Source organism: Kitasatospora sp. NPDC059599, assembly GCF_042735125.1.
Taxonomy (GTDB): domain Bacteria; phylum Actinomycetota; class Actinomycetes; order Streptomycetales; family Streptomycetaceae; genus Kitasatospora.
Genome location: NZ_JBHWCL010000100.1, coordinates 1 through 18,260, shown reverse-complemented (window position 1 = coordinate 18,260; position 18,260 = coordinate 1). Strand labels below are relative to the sequence as shown.

At 75.4% G+C, this 18,260-nt stretch carries 17 protein-coding genes and 1 other RNA gene; 9 read left to right on the top strand and 9 right to left on the bottom strand.

From position 1 onward, the window contains the following. Positions 1-17: 17 nt before the first annotated feature. A complete protein-coding gene (locus ACFV04_RS29090) occupies positions 18-698 on the bottom strand; it encodes a PadR family transcriptional regulator (protein WP_380533568.1) in 681 nt (226 codons plus the stop codon). A gap of 328 nt (positions 699-1,026) precedes the next feature. Here ACFV04_RS29090 and ACFV04_RS29085 point away from each other — a divergent pair, with 328 nt between their 5' ends. From ACFV04_RS29085 to ACFV04_RS29070, 4 genes are all read left to right on the top strand, one after another. Continuing rightward, positions 1,027-1,914, top strand: coding sequence for an HAD family hydrolase (locus ACFV04_RS29085; protein ID WP_380533566.1), 888 nt, complete (start codon positions 1,027-1,029; stop codon positions 1,912-1,914). A 13-nt stretch (positions 1,915-1,927) separates the two neighbouring features. Further along, on the top strand, positions 1,928-2,572 hold the full coding sequence (locus ACFV04_RS29080) for a hypothetical protein (RefSeq protein WP_380533564.1): 645 nt from the start codon (positions 1,928-1,930) through the stop codon (positions 2,570-2,572). Between the two features lie 141 nt (positions 2,573-2,713). Continuing rightward, positions 2,714-3,124: an ACT domain-containing protein gene (locus ACFV04_RS29075; RefSeq protein WP_380347137.1), complete on the top strand. Its 411-nt coding sequence runs from the start codon at positions 2,714-2,716 to the stop codon at positions 3,122-3,124. Positions 3,125-3,232: 108 nt separating this feature from the next. Beyond that, positions 3,233-3,490 (top strand): Prokaryotic metallothionein, encoded by a 258-nt coding sequence (locus ACFV04_RS29070; protein WP_380347138.1) that lies wholly within the window; start codon positions 3,233-3,235, stop codon positions 3,488-3,490. 56 nt (positions 3,491-3,546) lie between these two features. On the opposite strand, the gene rnpB is transcribed toward ACFV04_RS29070, so the two are convergent. From rnpB to ACFV04_RS29045, 5 genes are all read right to left on the bottom strand, one after another. Further along, positions 3,547-3,945, bottom strand: an RNA gene (gene rnpB, locus ACFV04_RS29065) — RNase P RNA component class A. Between the two features lie 13 nt (positions 3,946-3,958). Next, on the bottom strand, positions 3,959-5,461 hold the full coding sequence (locus tag ACFV04_RS29060; RefSeq protein WP_380347140.1) for an MFS transporter: 1,503 nt from the start codon (positions 5,459-5,461) through the stop codon (positions 3,959-3,961). Between the two features lie 92 nt (positions 5,462-5,553). After that, positions 5,554-7,026 carry an RNB domain-containing ribonuclease gene (locus tag ACFV04_RS29055; RefSeq protein ID WP_380347141.1) on the bottom strand — a complete coding sequence of 491 codons (1,473 nt, stop codon included), beginning with the start codon at positions 7,024-7,026 and terminating at the stop codon, positions 5,554-5,556. A gap of 41 nt (positions 7,027-7,067) precedes the next feature. After that, the gene (locus ACFV04_RS29050) at positions 7,068-7,448 is read right to left on the bottom strand and encodes a type II toxin-antitoxin system death-on-curing family toxin (protein ID WP_380347143.1); all 381 of its coding nucleotides are present in this window, start codon (positions 7,446-7,448) and stop codon (positions 7,068-7,070) included. Beyond that, a complete protein-coding gene (locus tag ACFV04_RS29045; protein ID WP_360249592.1) occupies positions 7,445-7,783 on the bottom strand; it encodes a hypothetical protein in 339 nt (112 codons plus the stop codon). Before ACFV04_RS29045 ends, ACFV04_RS29050 begins: the two co-directional genes overlap by 4 nt. A 183-nt stretch (positions 7,784-7,966) precedes the next feature. Here ACFV04_RS29045 and ACFV04_RS29040 point away from each other — a divergent pair, with 183 nt between their 5' ends. After that, the gene (locus ACFV04_RS29040; RefSeq protein ID WP_380347145.1) at positions 7,967-8,419 is read left to right on the top strand and encodes a DUF3995 domain-containing protein; all 453 of its coding nucleotides are present in this window, start codon (positions 7,967-7,969) and stop codon (positions 8,417-8,419) included. Positions 8,420-8,429: 10 nt separating this feature from the next. After that, positions 8,430-9,215, top strand: coding sequence for a peroxide stress protein YaaA (yaaA, locus tag ACFV04_RS29035; RefSeq protein ID WP_380347146.1), 786 nt, complete (start codon positions 8,430-8,432; stop codon positions 9,213-9,215). A 73-nt stretch (positions 9,216-9,288) separates the two neighbouring features. On the opposite strand, the gene ACFV04_RS29030 is transcribed toward yaaA, so the two are convergent. From ACFV04_RS29030 to ACFV04_RS29020, 3 genes are read right to left on the bottom strand one after another with little or no spacing between them, the layout of a single operon-like run. Further along, entirely contained in the window at positions 9,289-10,422 is a 1,134-nt protein-coding gene (locus tag ACFV04_RS29030) for a bifunctional RNase H/acid phosphatase (protein ID WP_380533560.1), read from the bottom strand. Positions 10,423-10,426: 4 nt separating this feature from the next. Next, a complete protein-coding gene (locus ACFV04_RS29025; RefSeq protein ID WP_360249581.1) occupies positions 10,427-11,170 on the bottom strand; it encodes a C4-type zinc ribbon domain-containing protein in 744 nt (247 codons plus the stop codon). 23 nt (positions 11,171-11,193) lie between these two features. After that, entirely contained in the window at positions 11,194-12,030 is an 837-nt protein-coding gene (locus ACFV04_RS29020; protein ID WP_360249578.1) for a Nif3-like dinuclear metal center hexameric protein, read from the bottom strand. Positions 12,031-12,734: 704 nt separating this feature from the next. Here ACFV04_RS29020 and lanL point away from each other — a divergent pair. From lanL to ACFV04_RS29005, 3 genes are all read left to right on the top strand, one after another. Next, complete coding sequence (gene lanL, locus ACFV04_RS29015) at positions 12,735-15,845, top strand: class IV lanthionine synthetase LanL (RefSeq protein WP_380533557.1); 3,111 nt, start codon at positions 12,735-12,737, stop codon at positions 15,843-15,845. Continuing rightward, positions 15,842-17,833 carry an alpha/beta hydrolase family protein gene (locus ACFV04_RS29010; protein ID WP_380347153.1) on the top strand — a complete coding sequence of 664 codons (1,992 nt, stop codon included), beginning with the start codon at positions 15,842-15,844 and terminating at the stop codon, positions 17,831-17,833. Before lanL ends, ACFV04_RS29010 begins: the two co-directional genes overlap by 4 nt. Before the next feature lie 167 nt (positions 17,834-18,000). Further along, a complete protein-coding gene (locus tag ACFV04_RS29005; RefSeq protein ID WP_158835523.1) occupies positions 18,001-18,144 on the top strand; it encodes a VenA family class IV lanthipeptide in 144 nt (47 codons plus the stop codon). Positions 18,145-18,260: the final 116 nt, after the last annotated feature.

Below are 18,260 nucleotides of genomic sequence, written 5' to 3'. Positions count from 1 at the left end.
GTCTCCCCCCGCGCCGGTCAGTCATCCTCGGCGAGGACGAGGTAGAGCTTCTTGCGGGCCTCGGTCAGCACGGCCAGGCCCTTGGCGCGCTGCGCCTCGCTGCCGGTCCGCATGACCTGCTGGACCGCCTGGTCGAGCGCGGCGAGCGCCTGACCGACCTCCTGGACGGCCTCCCAGTCGACCTCCCGGCCGGCCTCCGCCCACGGCTCCGCCGGTCCGGCGTCGGCCTCGGCGCGGCCCGCCTCGGTGAGCGAGACCAGCCGCTTGCCGCCGACCTCCTCCGCGGTGATCAGGCCCTCCTCCTCCAGCAGCTGGAGGTTGGGGTAGATCGAACCCGGGCTGGGGCGCCAGGCCCCGCCGGTCCGCTCGGTGATCTCGGCGATCATCTCGTAGCCGTGCATCGGCCGTTCCTTGAGCAGGGCCAGCAGCGAGGCGCGGACGTCACCGCGCCGTGCCCGTCCGCCGCGCCGCCCGTGCGGGCCTCCGCGCCGGCCGCCGTGCCCACCGAAGCCGTGCCCGAACGGGCCGCCCATCGGCCGCCCGGGGCCTCCGCCGCCGAACGGCGGGCCGAAGCCGCCGAACGCCTGCCGACCTTCGAAACCCTCTCCGGGCATCCCCCTGAACTCCGGCCCCGGCCCCGGCCCCGGCCAGCGGCCGTCGCCCGGGCCCTCTCCACGAAATCGCATTCCTGAGCGCATGGCGCCCACCTCCTGGTTCTCCGATCCAGTCGAGTCACTGTCTCGATAGTTCGACGATATATCGGTGACTGTCGCTCGTCAACGATTCTCCGATATATCGCCGACGGCCCGGGGCGCCGAACCTTGACCGGTCGCCGCCGAGGATGCACGGACAGCGGTTTGTGGCACTGAAGGTTGACCGCGCAGGTCAGCGGCTGGTTCGCCGGTAACCGGCGGGTGTCGGACGTGTCTGCACAGTGCCCGAAGCCGTCCGGGGCGACCATGGCCTCACGAACGCCCCTGAGTCGCCGTGCGAGGACGACGCGACTGCCGAGCAGAGGAGTGGCCCGTGACCGAACAGGTGCTGGCGAGCTGGAAAGAGGGACCGGCCAGGAAGGCGATCCTGGACTTCGTCCACGAGGCGACGACGCCGGGTGGGGCGTTCGTCGAGCCGGCCGACCGGATCGCCACGTTCGACAACGACGGCACGCTCTGGGTGGAGCAGCCGATGCCCCCGCAGTTCGACTTCGTGTTCCGCGCCTGGGAGGAGGAGGTGAAGGCCGACCCCTCGCTCGCGGAACGACAGCCGTACAAGGCGCTCGTGGAGCGGGACCAGCAGTTCTTCGAGGGCTTGGCGACGCAGGAGCCCCAGGCGGTGGCGAGCCTGTTGGAGGCGTTCGCCCGGTCGTGGGCGGGCACGACGCCCGAGGAGTTCGACGCGCGGGTCCGGGAGTGGACCACGACGGTGCGGGACCCGCGGTTCGGCGTCCCGTACACGAAGCTGGTCTACCGGCCGATGCTGGAACTGTTCGCCCTCCTGCGCGCGAACGGGTTCCGGGTGTTCGTGTGCTCGGGCGGCGGCCGCGACTTCATGCGCGTGTTCTCCGAGGAGACCTGGGGGATCCCGAAGGAGAACGTCATCGGCTCAGCGGCCGCCTACACCTACACCGACGGCAGGATCGTCCGCTCCCGCGAGCTCCTGGGCGGCCTGGACCTGGGGCCGGGCAAGCCCGAGCACATCTTCGCCCATACCGGCCGACTGCCCGCCTTCGCGGGCGGCAACGCCGACGTCGACATCGAGATGCTCCGGAGCGCCGCGTTCGCGCTGCTCGTCCGCCACGACGACGACCAGCGGGAGTACGCCTACACCAAGGGCGCCGAGGCCTCGCTCGCCACCGCCGAGCAACTCGGCTGGACCGTCGTGAGCATGAAGAACGACTGGACGACCCTGTTCTGACCAGGAGGACCCGTTGAACGACCTGACCGCCGTCGACGTGCTCGTCAACCCGGACTCGACGACCCTGAGGCACGCCCGGGCCTGGAACGCCCGGATGCGCGAGAGCGTCCCGGACGGCTTCGCCCTGGACGCCTCCCACCAACCGCACATCACCACCCTCCAGCGCTACGTCCGGACCACCGACCTGGACGACGCGTACGAGGCCGTCCACCGGACCCTGGCCGCGACCGACACCGGCACCCTGTCCTACCGGGCCGTCGCCATCAGGCACGCCGACTGGGGCGTGCCCGGGCAGGGCCTCGCGGCCATCCTCCTTCGACCCGGACCGCAGGTCCTCGACTTCCAGGCCGCGCTGCTCGCTGCGATCACCCCGTTCACCGAGTCCGGCGGCACGGCCGCCGCCTTCGTCACCGACCCCGGAGAGGGCATCAGCCGGAGCACCCTCGACTGGGTCGACGGCTACGTCCCGGCGCAGATCGGGCCCGACCGCTACCAATCCCACATCACCGTCGGCTTCGCCACTCTCGACGACCTCACGACCATCGAGGCCGAGCCGTTCGACGCCTTCACCGTGCGCCCCGCCGCCGTCGCCGTCTACCAGCTCGGAAACAGCGGAGCCGCCCGCAAGCTCCTCCGGACCTGGCCCACCCCGAACTGACCGGCCCCACCGCGGATGTCACCCGGTCCACAGGCGCAGGCCCCCACGGAGGGAGCCGAACCCCCGGCGGACCGCCCGGCCGCGCCCGACACGGCCGCCAGGCCCGGACGCGGCCGCCGCCCAGCCGCTACGGTGGCGGGCATGGCCGGAGAACGAGATCTTGCGACGCTGCTGCGCGGGATGCGCCCGCTGCTCAACCCGGGGCGGTACGTCTACTGCACCCTCCCCGCGAAGGTGCCCGCCGGCATGCGGCCGGTGGTGACCGTCGCCGAGCCCGAGGGGGTGACGGTGGTGGTCACCCAGGAGGAGGCCGACGCCCTCGGGCTGCGCTACGAGTACGTGGCGGCCTGGATCACCCTGCAGATCCACTCGGCCCTGGAGGCCGTCGGCCTGACCGCGGCCGTGGCCGCGCGGCTCGCCGAGGACGGGATCAGCTGCAACGTGGTGGCCGGCTTCCACCACGACCACCTGTTCGTCGCCGCCGACGACGCCGAACGCGCCGTCCGCGCCCTGGCGGACCTCTCCGAACGCCAGGGCCCGTCCCCGGACTGAGCCGGGGTCCGCCCGACAGTCCCGCCGGGTGGCCGCCACCGACCGGGCCTTCGACACTGGGAGGAGCCGCCCCGCCGGGGGCGGCCCCACCGGAAGGAGACGGCCGCCATGGCCATCTGCGTCACCTGCGGCAACGACTACTGGCTGGCCTTCGAGATCAAGACGGTCACCGGCGACACCTACACCTTCGACAGCTTCGAGTGCGCGATGGAGAAGCTCGCGCCGCGCTGCGAACAGTGCACCGTCCGGATCGTGGGCCACGGCGTCGAAGTGGCCGGGATGTTCTTCTGCTGCGCCAACTGCGCCCGCGTCAACGGCGGCCTCGGCGAGCAGATCCGCGACGCCGTCGGCGCGCGTCCCGCGTAGTCGCCGGGCGTCCCGCGTAGTCGCGGGGCGTCCCGCCCGGGGGGGCGGGGAGGGGGCGGAAGAGTCGGCCTGTACGCCGGGTTCTGTCTCCCGGGTTGCTTGCGCGGCCCGGGGAGGCGGCCATCCATCTAGGGCTGCCGTTGCCGACAGCCTCGTGCGGTCCACCCGCGGACTCGGGCGAGCAGCCTTCAATCGTCCGCGCACGGCGCCCGAGGGCACCGATCTTGACCTTGCTCCAGGTGGGGTTTACCTAGCCGGCCGGGTCACCCCGGTCGCTGGTGGTCTCTTACACCACCGTTTCACCCTTACCCACCGCACGAAGCGGAGGGCGGTCTGTTTTCTGTGGCACTGTCCCGCGGGTCACCCCGGGTGGGCGTTACCCACCACCCTGCTCTGTGGAGCCCGGACGTTCCTCGGCGGGTCTGGTGACCCGTCGCGACCGCCCGGCCGGCTCTTCCGCCGTAGTGGTCATCGTAGCCGCTCGGGCGGTGCCTCCCGTACACCGGACCGGACGGCGGGCGGTTCGCCGCCGAGGCGGGCGGCCACCCGGGCCGCCGTCGCGCCCGCCCAGGCGGTGGTGGTGACCAGGCCCAGTACGAGGATCGCGATGCCCAGACCGACCAGGATCCACCAACCGGCGTGACTGGCCTGTGCGAAGCCGGTCGCGACCGGGCCGACCAGTGCCGAGGCGACGACCGTGCCGATCACGGCGACGCCCAGCGACTGGCCGACCTGACGGCTCGTCGAGGCGACCGCGGCCGCCACGCCCGCCTGGGCGCGCGGCATGCCGGAGACGGCGGCGTTGGTGATCGGCGCGTTGACCATGCCGAAGCCGAAACCGAACAGCGCGTACGCCGCCAGCAGCAGCGACGGCGGGGAGTCGGCGGACAGCCGGGTGAGCAGCAGGCCGCTCGCGGCGAGGCCGAGCCCGGCCACGACCAGCGGCAGGCGCGGGCCCCGGCTGCCGACGATCCGTCCGGACAGCGGCGCGCAGACCAGCATCATCCCGGCCATCGGCAGTGTCCAGAGGCCGGCCTCGACCGGTCCGTAGTGCCGGACGTCCTGCAGGTAGAGGGTGTTGAGGAAGAGGAAGCCGCCGAGCGCGGCGAAGGCGCAGACCGCGGTGACGGTCGCGCCGGTGAACGGCGCGCTGGCGAAGAACCGCGGGTCCACCAGCGGCTCGGCCACCCGTCGCTCCCACAGCGGGAAGGCGACCAGCGCGGCCAGGGCGGCCCCGGCGAGGGCGAGGATCAGCGGGGAGGTCCAGCCGTTGCCCGGGCCCTCGATGATCGCGGCGGTGCCGCAGCCGAGCAGCACGATCATCAGCAGCTGCCCCACCGGGTCCGGTCGGCGCGGCCGCGGCGAGCGGGACTCCGGGACGTAGCGGGCCGTCAGCGCGATGGCGGCCAGCGCGACCGGGACGTTGATCAGGAAGATCGACGGCCAGCCCGCGCCGTCCACCAGGAAGCCGCCGAGCAGCGGGCCGAGCGCCATCGAGATGCCCACCACGCCGCCCCAGACGCCGATCGCCCGGGCCCGCTCCTTCGGATCGGTGAAGGTGTTGGTGATGATCGACATCGCCACCGGGTTGAGCATCGAACCGCCCACCGCCTGCAGCGCCCGGAACGCCACCAGCCACTGCAGGTTCGGCGCCAGACTGCACAGCAGCGAGCCGAGCGCGAAGCACACCAGCCCGGTCTGGAACACCCGGCGGCGGCCGAAGCGGTCGGCCACCGAGCCGAACAGCATGAGCAGCGAGGCCAGCACCAGGGTGTAGGCGTCGATGATCCACTGCAGCCCGGACGCCGGGGCGTGCAGGTCACGCTGGATCGCGGGCAGGGCGATGTTCACCACGGTGTTGTCGAGGCCGACGATGAACAGGCTCAGACAGCAGATCGCCAGGACGAGCAGCCGGCGGCGCCGCCCGGGTGCGGGCGCGGGCGCCACGGCGGGGGACTGGGCATCGAGCACGGACCGATCCTCCCACTGCGGACCGGCCGCGGGAGGTGGGACGGACCCGTACGGGTGGCGGGCCGCGCCGTGTGCCCGCCACCCGTGGCCCGCTACACCGCCGCGAAGCGGACCGTTCGGGTGACCGGGTCGGCCTTCGTCAGCCGGACGTCGATCACCCGTCCGAGCGGCAGCCGGCCGGCGGCGCCGTCCGCGGCGGTGGCCGACGCGTCGCAGCGGGCCCGGACGGCGGGGTCGCGCAGTTGCACGGTCCCGGCGGCGGGCCGCTTCTCGTCCACGTCGATGACCACCGCGGGGAAGTCCTCGCCCTCCCGGCCCGCCAGCAGTTCCGCCTCCACCAGGTCCACGCAGGCCCGTTCGACCTCGCCCGCCCGGCGGTCTCCGCCCGCCATCAGCGCCGGCACGTCCGGCAGCGCCTCCCGCGCCCAGTCCGGCACGTCCTCCCCCGCCGCCACCGCCGCGCACACCTCCTGTGCGAAGCGGTCGCCGAGGCGGCGCAGCGGCGCGGTGCAGTGCGCGTAGGGCGCGGCGAGCGCGGCGTGGTCCGGCGCGGCGGGCGCGGGCAGGCCGCGGGACTCGTCGAAGGCGTGGTAGCCGGCGCCGCGCAGCAGGCCCGTGCAGGCGTTCAGGAAGGCGGCGTTCAGCGGCACGTCCGGGTCCAGGGAGCGGATCAGCTCCGGGTACGGGAGCGCCTGCGGCCACGGCACGTCCAGTGCGGCGGCGATCCGGCGCAGCCGCTCGTACGCGCCGGCGGGCGCGGCGGGCAGGGTGCGCAGCAGGCCGACGCCCGCGTCCAGCATCAGCTCGGCCGCGGCCATGCCGGTGAGCAGCGAGATCTGGGCGTTCCAGCCGTCGGCGGGGCCGGGCGCGCGGTAGCCGAGGACGTAGCCGTGCAGGGTCTCCTCGACCTCCTGCTCGGGCACCGGCAGGTTGATCCCGCCGCGGGCGCGCTCCTGCTCCTCGCGCAGCCGGCCGACGGTGGCGAGCAGGGCGAGCTGTTCGTCGGCACCGCCCAGGTCCACCGCGCGCTCGACGGCGGCGTAGTCGAGGCGGCGGTGCGAGCGGACCAGGGCGCGGCGCAGGTCGGCGAGGACGACGGCGCCGTCGGCATCCAGGTCCAGCTGCCAGAGCAGGGCGGGCCGGGGCTCGCCGGGCAGCAGGCTGGCGGCGTCCTCGGAGATCCGGGTGGGGTGCAGCGGGACGCGGTGGTCCGGGAAGTAGAGGGTCTCGACCCGTCGGCGGGCCTCGGTGTCGATCGCGCCGCCCGGGCGGACGAAGGCGGCGACGTCGGCGATCGCGTAGTACACCCGGTAGCCGCCGCCCGCGCGGTGGGTGAGGTGCATGGCCTGGTCGAGGTCGCGCGAGCCGGGCGGGTCGACGGTGAACAGCGGCAGGTCGGTGGCGTCGTGCTCGGGCAGCCGGGGTCGCTCGGCCGCTTCCTCGGCCTCGGCCAGCACCTCCTCCGGCCACTCGGTGTGGACCTCCAGGCGGGTGCGGAGTTCGGTCAGCTCGGTGTTGATCCGGGCGGAGTCGGCGGCCTTGACGCGCAGTTTTCGGCGAGGCATGGAGGCAGCGTAGGGCGAATCGGGTGATTCCGGACGGAGGCTCAGCGTCCCAGCAGGGACTTCAGGTCCTTCGCGGCGAGCGCGAGCGCGTCGTCGTACCCGCCGGTGGCCAGCCGCAGCATGAACGCCACGGCTTCGTCCGGACGCGGGTCGGTGTACGGCTCCCCGTTGTAGTCCAGGAACAGCAGCATCGCCTCGAACGCGGTCCGCTTGTTCCGGTCGACCAGGGGGTGGTTGCGGGCCAGGCTCTGCCCGAGGGCGGCCGCCTTGGACCAGAGGTCCGGGTAGGCGTCGCCGCCGAACAGGCTCGCCTGCGGACGGGCGATCGCCGAGAGCAGGCCACCGAGGTCGCGGATGTTCTCCGGGCCGCCGGCGAGGTAGGTGACGTCCTCCAGGTCCAGGTACTCGGTGGACTCCCTCACAGGTCCTTCAGCCTCTCCAGCGTCTCCGCGTTGGCGGCGCGGATCCGGGCCACCATGGCCGCCCGGCGCTCGGCCCGGCCCGGGCCGGCCCGGTCGGTGAGCGCCTCCGGCACCTCGGACTGCCGGACCTCGAAGGCCAGCTCCGCGGTGTCCGACCCGCCCGGTGCGCCGGTCACCCGCACCCGGCCGGCCATCACCGCCTGCGCCGTCGCCCGCAGCGCGAACTCCAGCGCCTGCCGCGTCTCCTCCGGCAGGCCCGCGGGCAGCCGCACGGACAGCGACTCCTCCACGGCGTCGCCGTCGTCGGGCACCAGGTCCAGGGGTCGCAGGGTCATCTCGATCACTCTCCTCGCTGCTCACGGTAGTGGCGGGCGCGGGATGTTCCCACCCGATTGTCGCCACGGCTCCGTCCCACCCGGTCGGGCGGGACCGGGTGGGACGGAGCCGTGGCACCGGGGGCGGTGTAAGGGTTCGTAGGGTGGGGGTCGGAGACGGTCCGCACGAAGGGGGTTCGGGTGATGAGCGGTGCGGTGAGGACGACCGGGGTCGTGGTGTCGGGCGCGCTGGCGGCGACGGGGGCGCTGCACGCGGTGTGGGCGGTCACGCCGTGGCCGCTGGGGTCGCCGGAGGAGTTCGCGGACGCCGTGCTGGGCACCGGTGACGGGGTGCCGCCGGCGGCGGCCTGTCTCGCGGTGGCGGGGCTGCTGGGGACGGCCGCGTACCTGGTGGGGGCGGAGGCCGGGGTGCTGCCCGGGGCGGGGTCGCGACGGGTGCGCCGGGCCGGGGTGCGGACGGTGGCCGGGGTGCTGCTGGCGCGCGGGATCGGCGGGCCGGCGCTGTTCGGCAGCGTGATCGAGCGCTCGGAGCGGTTCCGGCGGCTGGACCGCCGGTACTACTCGCCCCTCTGCGTGGCGCTGGGGGCCGGGGCGGCCGCAGTAGGGTGGCGGGGTTCGTCCGCCACAAAGTGTTGAGGAGTCCGCTGTGCTGGTGCTGTTGCCGCCCTCGGAGGGCAAGGCCGGGTCCGGGGACGGCGGGCCGGTGGCGCTGGACCGGCTGTCGCTGCCCGGGCTGACGGCGGCGCGCGGGGCGGTGCTGGACGCGCTGGTCGGCCTCTGTCGAGGAGACGAGGACACCGCCGCCGGGGTGCTCGGCCTCTCCCCCGGGCTGCGCGGCGAGATCGCCAAGAACGCGGGCCTGCCGACCGCCGGGGCCCGTCCGGCGGGCGAGGTCTACACCGGCGTGCTGTTCGACAACCTCGGCCTGGCCACCCTGGACCCGGCCGCCCGCGATCGTGCCGAGCGCTCGCTGCTGGTCTTCTCCGGTCTCTGGGGCGCGGTGCGGATCTCCGACCGGATCCCCTCCTACCGCTGCTCGATGGGCGTGAAGCTCCCCGGCCCCGGAGCGCTCGGGGCGTACTGGCGGAGCGCGATGGCCGACGTGCTCCCGGAGGTGGCGGACGGGCTGGTGCTGGACCTGCGCAGCTCCGCGTACGCGGCGGCGTGGAAGCCGGCCGGTGAGGTGGTCTCCCGGACCGCGACCGTCCGGGTGCTGCAGGAGCGCGACGGCAGGCGCACCGTGGTCAGCCACTTCAACAAGGCGACCAAGGGCCGCCTGGTCCGGGACCTGCTGGTCGCCGGGGCCGAGCCGAAGACGCCCGGCGAGCTGATGGACGCGCTGTCGGCGCTGGGCCACCGGGTGGAGCAGGCGGCGGAGGGCACGGCCCGCAAGCCGTGGCAGCTGGACGTGGTCGTCACCGAGGTGCACTGACCCCGCGCCGACCGGCGCCCGCCCCGGTCCCGGCTCCCGCGCCCCGGCGTGGGGAGCGGGACCGGGACATGGGTCAGCGCAGGTGCGAGGTGTCGTTGAGCAGCCGCAGCGAGGCGTTGCCGTCCGCGTAGTACTGGACGGCGCAGATCGAGGCGGCGCTCAGCTCCATCCGGTACATCGAGTCCGGCGGGGCGCCGAGGGCGAGCCGGACCAGCGTCTTGATCGGGCTGACGTGCGAGACCACCAGCACGGTCTTCCCCGCGTACCGGGCGATGATCTTGTCCCGGGCGACACCGGCCCGGTGGGTGAGGGTGGTGAAGCTCTCGGTGCTGCCGGTCGGCTTGGCCTTGGCGGAGCCGAGCCAGGCCGCCAGGTCGGCCGGGTGGCGTTCCTGCACCTCGGCGAAGGTCAGCCCCTCCCAGTCGCCGAAGTCCACCTCGCGCAGCCCGTCCTCGTACCGGACCTCCAGGCCGAGCCGGGCGGCGACGGTCTCGGCGGTCTGCCGGGTGCGGCGCATCGGGGAGGCGACCACCGCCTGGACGCTGCCGCGCGCGGCCAGCGCCTCGGCGGCCCGCTCGGCCTGCCAGCGGCCCTTGTCGGAGAGCTCCGGATCACTGCCGCCGCTGCCGGAGAAGCGCTTCTCCGGGGTGAGCGGGGTCTCGCCGTGGCGCAGCAGGACGAAGGTGGTCGGCGTGCCGAGGTCGGCGGGGGCGGCCCAGCCGGCCTTGGGGGCGGCGGTCTCCAGCGGCGGCTCGTCGACGGCCACCGCCTTCGGCCTGGGCTCCCACTGCCGTCCGGCCTTGCCCGCGTCCATCGCCTCGTTGGCCAGCCGGTCGGCGTCCTTGTTCCGCTCGCGCGGGATCCAGGTGTAGCTGACCCGACCGCGCGCGAACACGGTGCGGGCCTCGGCGGCGAGCGGCTGCATGTCGGGGTGCTTGATCTTCCAGCGCCCGGACATCTGCTCGACGACCAGCTTGGAGTCCATCCGAACGTCCACCGAGGCGTCCGGGTCGAGCTCACGGGCCGCCCTCAGCCCGGCGATCAGGCCCTTGTACTCGGCCACGTTGTTGGTGGCGTGGCCGATGAACTCGGCGGCCTCGGCGACGATCTGCCCGGTGTCCCCGTCACGGACCACCGCGCCGTAGCCGGCCGGACCCGGGTTGCCCCGGGACCCGCCGTCCGCCTCGACGATGAAGCGCGCCGCCACCGACTCAGACGCCCGAGTCGGCGGTGCGGACCAGGATCCGCGAGCAGTTCTCGCAGCGGACGACCTTGTCGGCCGGCTCGGCCTTGATGGCGTTCACCTCGGTGATCGAGAACTCGGTGCGGCAGCCCTCGCAGCGGCGCTGGTAGAGGCGGGCCGCGCCGACGCCGCCCTGCGTCTCGCGCAGCTTGGTGTAGACCTTCAGCAGGTCGGCCGGGATGACCGCGGCGACCGTCTCGCGGTCCCGCTTGACCTTGTCGGCCTCGGTGTCGATCTCGGCGAAGGCGGCGTCGCGGCGGCCCTCGGCCTCGGTGAGGACGACGGTGGAGTGCTCCAGGCGGGCGGACAGCTCCTCGACCCGGCTCTGGGCGCTCTCCTGGCGCTCCATGATCTCCAGCACGACCTCTTCGAGGTCGCCCTGGCGCTTGGAGAGCGAGCCGATCTCGTGCTGGAGGTTCTCCAGGTCCTTCGGCGAGGTGATCGCGCCGGAGTCCAGCCGCTGCTGGTTGCGGGCGGCCCGGCTGCGGACCTGCTCGACGTCCTGCTCGGCCTTGGTCAGCTCGCGGGCGGTGTCGCCCTTCTGCGCCTCGGCGGCGACGACGAGGTCCTTGAGGGCGGTGTGGTCAGCGGAGGCCTTGTCGATCTCGGCGTGCTCGGGCAGCGTCCGGCGCCGGTGGGCCAGCTGGTCGAGCTTCGAGTCGATGGCCTGGAGGTCGAGCAGGCGGATCTGGTCGGCGGGCGCGGCGTTCAAGCGGAGAGCTCCTGTGAATCGGGTCAGGCGGTGAAGGACATGGGGGCGTGCGCGGTCCACGGGTCGGTGACCCGGTGGGAGACCTTGGTCTCCACGGTCCAGCCGCGCTTGTCCGCAGCGGACTGCAGGGCGCGCTCGGCCAGGCCGAGCCAGGGCCACTCGGTGGCCCAGTGGGCGGCGTCGACCAGCGCGACCGGCGCCGCCTCGGCGGCCTCGGAGGCCGGGTGGTGGCGCAGGTCGGCGGTCACGTAGGCGTCCACACCGGCCGCCCGGACGTCGGCGAAGAAGCCGTCGCCCGAGCCGCCGCACACCGCGACCCGGCTGATCAGCCGGTTCGGGTCGCCGGCGACGCGGACGCCGGCGGCGGTGGCGGGCAGGCCCTCGGCGACCCGCGCGGCGAACGCCGACAGGGGCAGCGGGGGCTCCAGCAGGCCGATCCGGCCGCTGCCGCGACGGCCCAGCGGGTCGGTCGGGTCCGGCACCAGCGGACCGGTCACCCGCAGGCCCACCGCCTCGGCGAGCGCGTCCGAGACACCGGGGTCGGCGTGGTCGGCGTTGGTGTGGGCGACGTGCAGGGCGATGCCGTTGGTGATCAGCGTGTGCACCACCCGGCCCTTGAAGGTGGTGGCGGCGACGCTGGTGGTGCCGCGCAGGTAGAGGGGGTGGTGGGTGACCACCAGGTCGGCGCCCCACTCCACGGCCTCGTCGACGACCGCCTGGACGGGGTCGACGGCGAACAGCACGCGGCGGACCTCGGCCTGAGGGTCCCCGCAGACCAGGCCGACGGCGTCCCAGGACTCCGCCCACTCCGGCGGGTAGACCTCTTCGAGCGCGGTGATGACGTCGGACAGTTTCGGCACCTGTCGAGACTACCGTGCGCGCGGGGGCGATCGGGCCTCGGCCGTTCGGGGGCCGGGGCTGCCGCGGGGCGGTCACGGGGGTGCCGCGGGGGTCCGGCGGGGGTCCGGCGGGGGTGGACGTCGGGTCGGCGCGGGGTCCGGCTCCGGATCGGTGCGGGGGTTGACGCGGGGTTCGACGCGGGGGTCGACGCGGCGGCGGACGCCGGATCGGCGCGGGGGTTCGAACGGCTCGCGGCGGGCGCGCGGACCGGGTTCGGACGGGGGTGCCGTGGGCGCACGGATGCGCGTCAACCTGCGGCGAGGGGCGCTCGGACGACCCCGCGCGGGCCGTGCGCGCCGGTGCGCCGGGCGCCCGTTGCGCACACCGGCGCTCTCGCACGAATTCGAAACCGCCCCCGGATCACCCTTACGAGTGAAGTGACCGGCTCTGCGTTGAGCAGCCGGTTTTCTCGAAACTAACTTCAGTCCTGCGAACGGGAGTTGCCCCGGCAGTAGCCCCGAGTGGGCCGCCGGCGGCCGCACCCCCGCCGCCCTGTCGCCCCGTGCGGCCGGGCGGCGACGGGGACCCCGACGGAAACCGATCAGGCCGGGCCGTACGCCCGGGTGCCCGAGCAGTGGGCACCCGCGGCGGCGGCGGACACGAAGGGATGTGGTGGCGAATGGGGGCGGGCACATCGCTGCGTACGGCCGGGGACAGGGGATCGGTGGGGCGCGGACCGGACGATGCCGGTTCGTGGCCGCAGACGACGCGGGCGGCACTGGCCGGTGCCGGAGGCCGGGGAGGCGACGGCGACTGGGACGTCACCGTCGGCGGCTTCTGGTGCACGGCCAGGCCGTCCGCGTCCTCGCCGCTGCCCGAGCAGGGGTGGAAGCTCCACGTGAGCGCGGCGTCCGTGGTGGGCGAGGAGGTGCTCTCGGCCGTCGTCCGGGTGCTCGCCGAAGATCCGTGCAGCTTCAAGTTCGCCGCCGCCCAGGGGCGGCTGAGCGAGCTCAACTCCCGTAACAGCGACCGTGGTTCGGCGGGCAAGTTCATCACCGTCTACCCGGCGGACGACGCGCAGTTCCAGCGGCTGGCGGCCGAGCTCGACCGGGCCACCGCCGGGCTGCCGGGGCCGGTGGTGCTCTCCGACCGGCCCTACCGGCCCGGGAGCCGGGTGCACTACCGGTACGGCGCGTTCGCGCTGCCGGCGGAGCTGGGCAACGACGGGGCGTACCGGTCGGTGCTGCGCGGGCCCGGCGGGGAGCGGACCGAGGACGTGCGCGGCGGGTCGTACCGGGCTCCGGGGTGGGCGCGGGATCCGCTGCGCACCCGGGCCGCCGCGGCGCCACCCGCTCCGGGTTCGGGTTCGGCCCCGGCCCCGGCCCCGGGTTCGGGTTCGGGTTCGGGTTCGGGTTCGGGTTCGGCCAAGCGGAAGGGCGGCGTGCTGCTGGCCGGGCGCTACGCGGTGACCGCCGCCGTGCGGCACGGCGCCAAGGGCGGGGTGTTCCTCGGACGGGACGCGGCGAGCGGCGCCGAGGTCGTGGTCAAGCAGGCCCGGGCGCACATCGAGGTCGACCGCGCGGGCACCGACGCCCGCGACGCGCTGCGGCACGAGGCCGCGCTGCTCGACCGCCTGAGCGGGCAGGACCTGGCGCCGCGCGCCGTCGAACTGATCGAACAGGACGACTCCGTCTTCCTGGTGCAGGAACGCGTCGCCGGCCTGCCGCTCGGCAGCTGGGTCGCCGCCCGGCTGCGCCGCGACGGCAGCCCCGACGTCGACTGGACCGAGGCCGGGCCGGTCGCCCACGCCCTGCTCGACCTCGTCGAACGGGTGCACGCCCAGGGCCTGGTGCTGCGCGACCTCTCCCCCGGCAACGTCATGGTCCGCCCGGACGGCACCCTGCGGCTGGTCGACCTCGAACTCGCCGCCGAGGCCGGCCGGGCCGCCGGATCCGCCGGCACCCCCGGCTACCGCGCGCCCGAGCACGGGCCCGGCCGGCTCGCCCCCGCGAGCAGCTGCGTCGCGGACCCGGCCGTCGACCTGTACGCCCTCGGCGGTCTGCTCTTCCTCCTGGCCACCGGTCACGACCCGCTCCTGCCGGACGACCTCCCCCAGGCCCGCCCGGTCGCCGAACGCCTCGGCCGCTGGCTCGCCCTCGCGGCCCGCACCGGAGCGACCGCGCGCCGGCTGGCCCCGGCGGTCCTCGGGCTGCGGGCCGAGGAACCCGGGCAGCGGTGGGGAGTCGCCCGGGTGCGGCAGGCGCTGCACGCGGGATCGGTGGAGGCCGGTACGCCCGCCGTCACGGACCCGCCGCCGGGGCGCGGCCCCGCGCGACCCGCCGCCGTCGCGCCCCTCTGGCACGCCGCCGCCAGGCCGGGCGCCGCCCACACGACCCCCACTCCCGGGAGCACCGCCACTGCGGCGCCGACCACCACCTCCGCCGCTCCGGACGTCCTCTTCCGAGCACCGGGCACCGGCTCCGCTTCGCCGGACACCGCCGCCGGTGCCCCGGCGCTCGACCCCGCCCTGCACGACCGTCTCCTGCACGACGGCCTGCGGCACCTCGCCGCCACGGCGACGCCGGAGCGACGGGACCGGCTGTGGCCCGTGGTGCCCGCGGGCGAGCGGACCGACCCCTGCAACGTGCAGCACGGCGCCGCCGGGGTGCTGGCCGTACTGGCGCGGGCGGTCGCGACCGAGGGACTGCCCGCCGGGGTGCGGGCGGAGGCCGCAGGGACGGCCCGGACCGCCGCGGGCTGGATCGAGCGGCGCGTCGCCGCCGAACCGGTGGTGCTGCCCGGGCTGCACTTCGGACGGTCGGGCACGGCCTGGGCCCTGCTGGACGCGGCCCGGGCGCTGGGCGACACCGCGCTCGCCGACCGCGCCGCCGCGCTCGCCCGCCGGATCGCCGTCGAATGGCCCAACCCCGATGTCTGCCACGGCGCAGCCGGCGCCGGATTCACCCGACTCCGATTCGCAGCAGATGACGTCGATGATCCGGACTTCCTCGACCGGGCCTCCCGCGGCGCCCGCGCCCTGCTCGCCGCGGCCCGCCGGACGCCGTACGGGACGGTCTGGCCGGTGCCCCGGGACTTCGACTCGGCGCTCGCCGGGATCACCCACCTCGGCTTCGCCCACGGCGTGGCCGGCGTGGGTGCCTTCCTCCTGGCCGCCGCAGGTGCGACCGGGGACCGGGCCCTGCTCGCCGGCGCCGCCGAAGCCGGGCGGACGCTCGCCGCGACCGTGCGGTGGGGCGACGGGCCCGGCGACCGCCCGGGCACCGGACGCGAGAGCGCCTGGTGGCCACAGAGCGCCGACGACCCGGAGCACGTGCGGCTCGCGCACTGGTGCAGCGGCTCCTCCGGCGCGGGCAGCTTCCTGCTGCGGCTCTGGCGCTCCACCGGCGACACCGAAGCGCTCGGCCTGGCCCGCGCCGCCGGACGCGCCGTGCTGGCCGCCCGCTGGCACGGCGGAGCGAGCGCCTGCCACGGACTGGCCGGCGACGGCGAGTACCTGCTGGACCTCGCCGAGGCCACCGGCGAGCCGGGATTCCGCACCGGCGCCGAGCAGTTGGCCACCCTGCTGGCCGCCCGGGCGGCCCTGCGCGACGGCCTCCTGGTGCTCCCGGACGAGACCGGTACCGGCTGCGCCCCCGCGTACGGGACCGGCACGACGGGCCCGCTGGCCTTCCTGCTGCGGCTGCGCCACGGCGGACCCCGGCTCTGGCTGGACCCGGTGCCGCCGGGTGGGCGCCGGCTTCCTCCGGACGGGCACCGGCTCCCGCCGGGCAAGCACCGGCTCCCGCCCGACGGAAGCGGGGTGGGCGGAGCATGAACGTGGCCACCCGGACCGTGACGCAGGCCCTGCGCCGACTGAGCTTCACCTTCGCCGCCGACGGCAGCCACGCCGCGTGCCTGGCCTCGTCCGCGGACAGCGGCTGGTACGTGGAGAGTTGGCGGCTGCCGCAGGACGACACCCCGGCCGCGCCGCTCGCGCTGCCGCTGTCCGGCAACCGCTCGGAGAGCCTGCGCTCGCAGTTGGTCGCGCTGCCGGACGGCTCGGCGCTGGTCTGCCGGCACGACGGCGAGCGGCACGACCTGGTCCGCCTCCACTACGGCGAAACCGCCACCGTGGAGCAGCCGCTGGCCTCCCTCCGGATGGCCGGGCTGCGGCTGCTGCCGCTCCCGGTGCCGGTCGGCGCCGGGCCCCGGACGCCGGTGGCGGTCGCCCTGGGCACCGACACCCGTCCGGCGACCACCGTCTGGCTGGTGCGGACGGACGGCAGCGAGCCCGAACGGGTCGCCGAGATCGCGGGGTTGCACGGCGGCGGCACCTGGCTGGACCGCACCGGCGCACTGCTCGCGCTGGACCGGGTGCACGCGGGCCTGGTCCGCAGCGTGGCGCTCGACCTGCGTAGCGGCACCACCACCCCGCTGCTGGAGATCGGCGAGCGCAGCAACGACCGGCTGGCGCTGTTCGACCCGGACAGCCGGTTCGCGATGGTGCGCAGCGACGCCCCCGGCGCGGACCGGCTCGGCTGGGGCGTCCTCGGCGGCGGCGAGCCGCTGCGGTTCCCGGAGTGTCTGCACGTCGCGGGCATGTTCCTGCGGCCGGTCGCGCTGCGGCAGGGGGCCGACGGCCCCCGGGTCGTGGTGCAGATCGACCACGGCGCCGGGTCCGCCCTCGCGCTGTGGCGGCCGTCCACCGGTCGGCTGGACCCGTTGCCGGTGCCCCCCGGACGGCTCGGCGCGGTCGGGCACTGGGACGCGGCGGGGCTGCGGCTGCCCTACTCCTCGCCCGACCACCCGGCGGCGCTGGCCACCCTGGACGTGGACGCGCTGCTGGCGCACGGTCCGGTCCCGGCCCCCACCGGCCCGATGCCGCTGCCGTTGCAACTCGCGCCGCTGACCTCGGGACTGCCCGGCCCGTGGCGGGACACGGTCCTGCCCTGGCAGCCGGGCGGGGTGCCGGCCGTCCGGACCCCACCGCCCGGCTGGCGGCTGGACGGCAGCACCCCGCCCGGCGAGGGCGGCCGCTGGCAGCCCGCGCAGAGCCTCGAACTGGCGGGCCCGGCGGGCCCGTTGGAGGCCGTCGTGTACGGCGGCGACGCCTGGCTGAGCAGCCCGCACCTGGTGCTGGCGCTGCACGGCGGGCCGGCCGACGCCTGGCGGCTGGAGTTCGACCCGGCACTGCAGCGGATGGCCGCCGAGGGCCTGGCGGTGGTCGCGCCCAACCAGCGCGGCTCCACGGGCTACGGCGTGGCGCACGCGCTGGCCATCCGGGGCAACTGGGGCGGGCCCGACCTGGACGACGTGCTGTACCTGCTGGAGGGCATCGCCGGTCAGCGCGCGGCGCTCGGCCTGGAGCCGCCCGCACTGTTCGGGGTCAGCTACGGCGCGTTCCTGGCACTGCTGGCGGCCGCGCACGCACCGGCCGAGCAGGTCGCCCGCTGCGCGGTGGTCGCCCCGTTCCTGTCCGGCGCCCGGCTGCTGGCCGAAGCGGCGCCCCCCGTACGGGCGTTGACCACCCGCCTGGGCGGCGGCGAGCCGATCGCGGACGCCCGCGGCCCGCGCGACGTGCTGCAGCTGGCGCACCGGCTGAGCGCACCGCTGCTGGTGGTGCACGGCAACCGGGACGAGGTCGTGCCGGTCAGCCAGTCCCGTTCGCTGCGGCACGAGTTGCTGCGGATCGGACGGATCGAGGGCGAGGACTTCCGGTACGTCGAGGCGGCCGGGTCCGGGCACGAGGTGCTCGCCGAGGAGGGCGCCGCCGTGCTGCACGAGCTGCTGGCCGCGTTCCTGCGGACCGGCCGGCCGGGCTGAGCACCCCGCCAGGGCCCACGACCCCACAGACCCACACCCACAGACTCCCGGGCCCGCCGAGGCCCGGGGCACGACCCCGACGCGGTGGATGGAGGCCGCCCGGGGTGCGATACCCGACGCCCGCGCGCAGATCGCGGTGGGCGCAACCTCAAGGGGAGGAACCGACCATGGAGAACACGGTGGACTTCGAGACCGATCTCGCGGCGCTGCAGGACCTGCCGGAGACCGAGTCCGTCGAGCTGACCGGCCACGGCAACGGCTGCCAGTACACCTGCCTGATCCTGACCTGTCTGCTCTTCACCGTCAGCTGAGCCACCGGCTCGGCCGACCGCTGATCCGACGGTGGTCACCGGGTGCCGTCCCCGCCAGGGCCGGCCGGGGGGGCCGGGACCCCCCGGCGTCCCCCTCGCGGGGGTGCCCCGGTCGC

Bases quoted from the DNA above. Each gene is read 5' to 3' on its own strand.
- ACFV04_RS29090 (WP_380533568.1), bottom strand. From the start codon at position 698: ATGCGCTCAGGAATGCGATTTCGTGGAGAGGGCCCGGGCGACGGCCGC.
- ACFV04_RS29075 (WP_380347137.1), top strand. From the start codon at position 2,714: ATGGCCGGAGAACGAGATCTTGCGACGCTGCTGCGCGGGATGCGCCCG.
- ACFV04_RS29070 (WP_380347138.1), top strand. From the start codon at position 3,233: ATGGCCATCTGCGTCACCTGCGGCAACGACTACTGGCTGGCCTTCGAG.
- ACFV04_RS29055 (WP_380347141.1), bottom strand. From the start codon at position 7,026: ATGCCTCGCCGAAAACTGCGCGTCAAGGCCGCCGACTCCGCCCGGATC.
- ACFV04_RS29045 (WP_360249592.1), bottom strand. From the start codon at position 7,783: ATGACCCTGCGACCCCTGGACCTGGTGCCCGACGACGGCGACGCCGTG.
- ACFV04_RS29040 (WP_380347145.1), top strand. From the start codon at position 7,967: ATGAGCGGTGCGGTGAGGACGACCGGGGTCGTGGTGTCGGGCGCGCTG.
- ACFV04_RS29010 (WP_380347153.1), top strand. From the start codon at position 15,842: ATGAACGTGGCCACCCGGACCGTGACGCAGGCCCTGCGCCGACTGAGC.
- ACFV04_RS29005 (WP_158835523.1), top strand. From the start codon at position 18,001: ATGGAGAACACGGTGGACTTCGAGACCGATCTCGCGGCGCTGCAGGAC.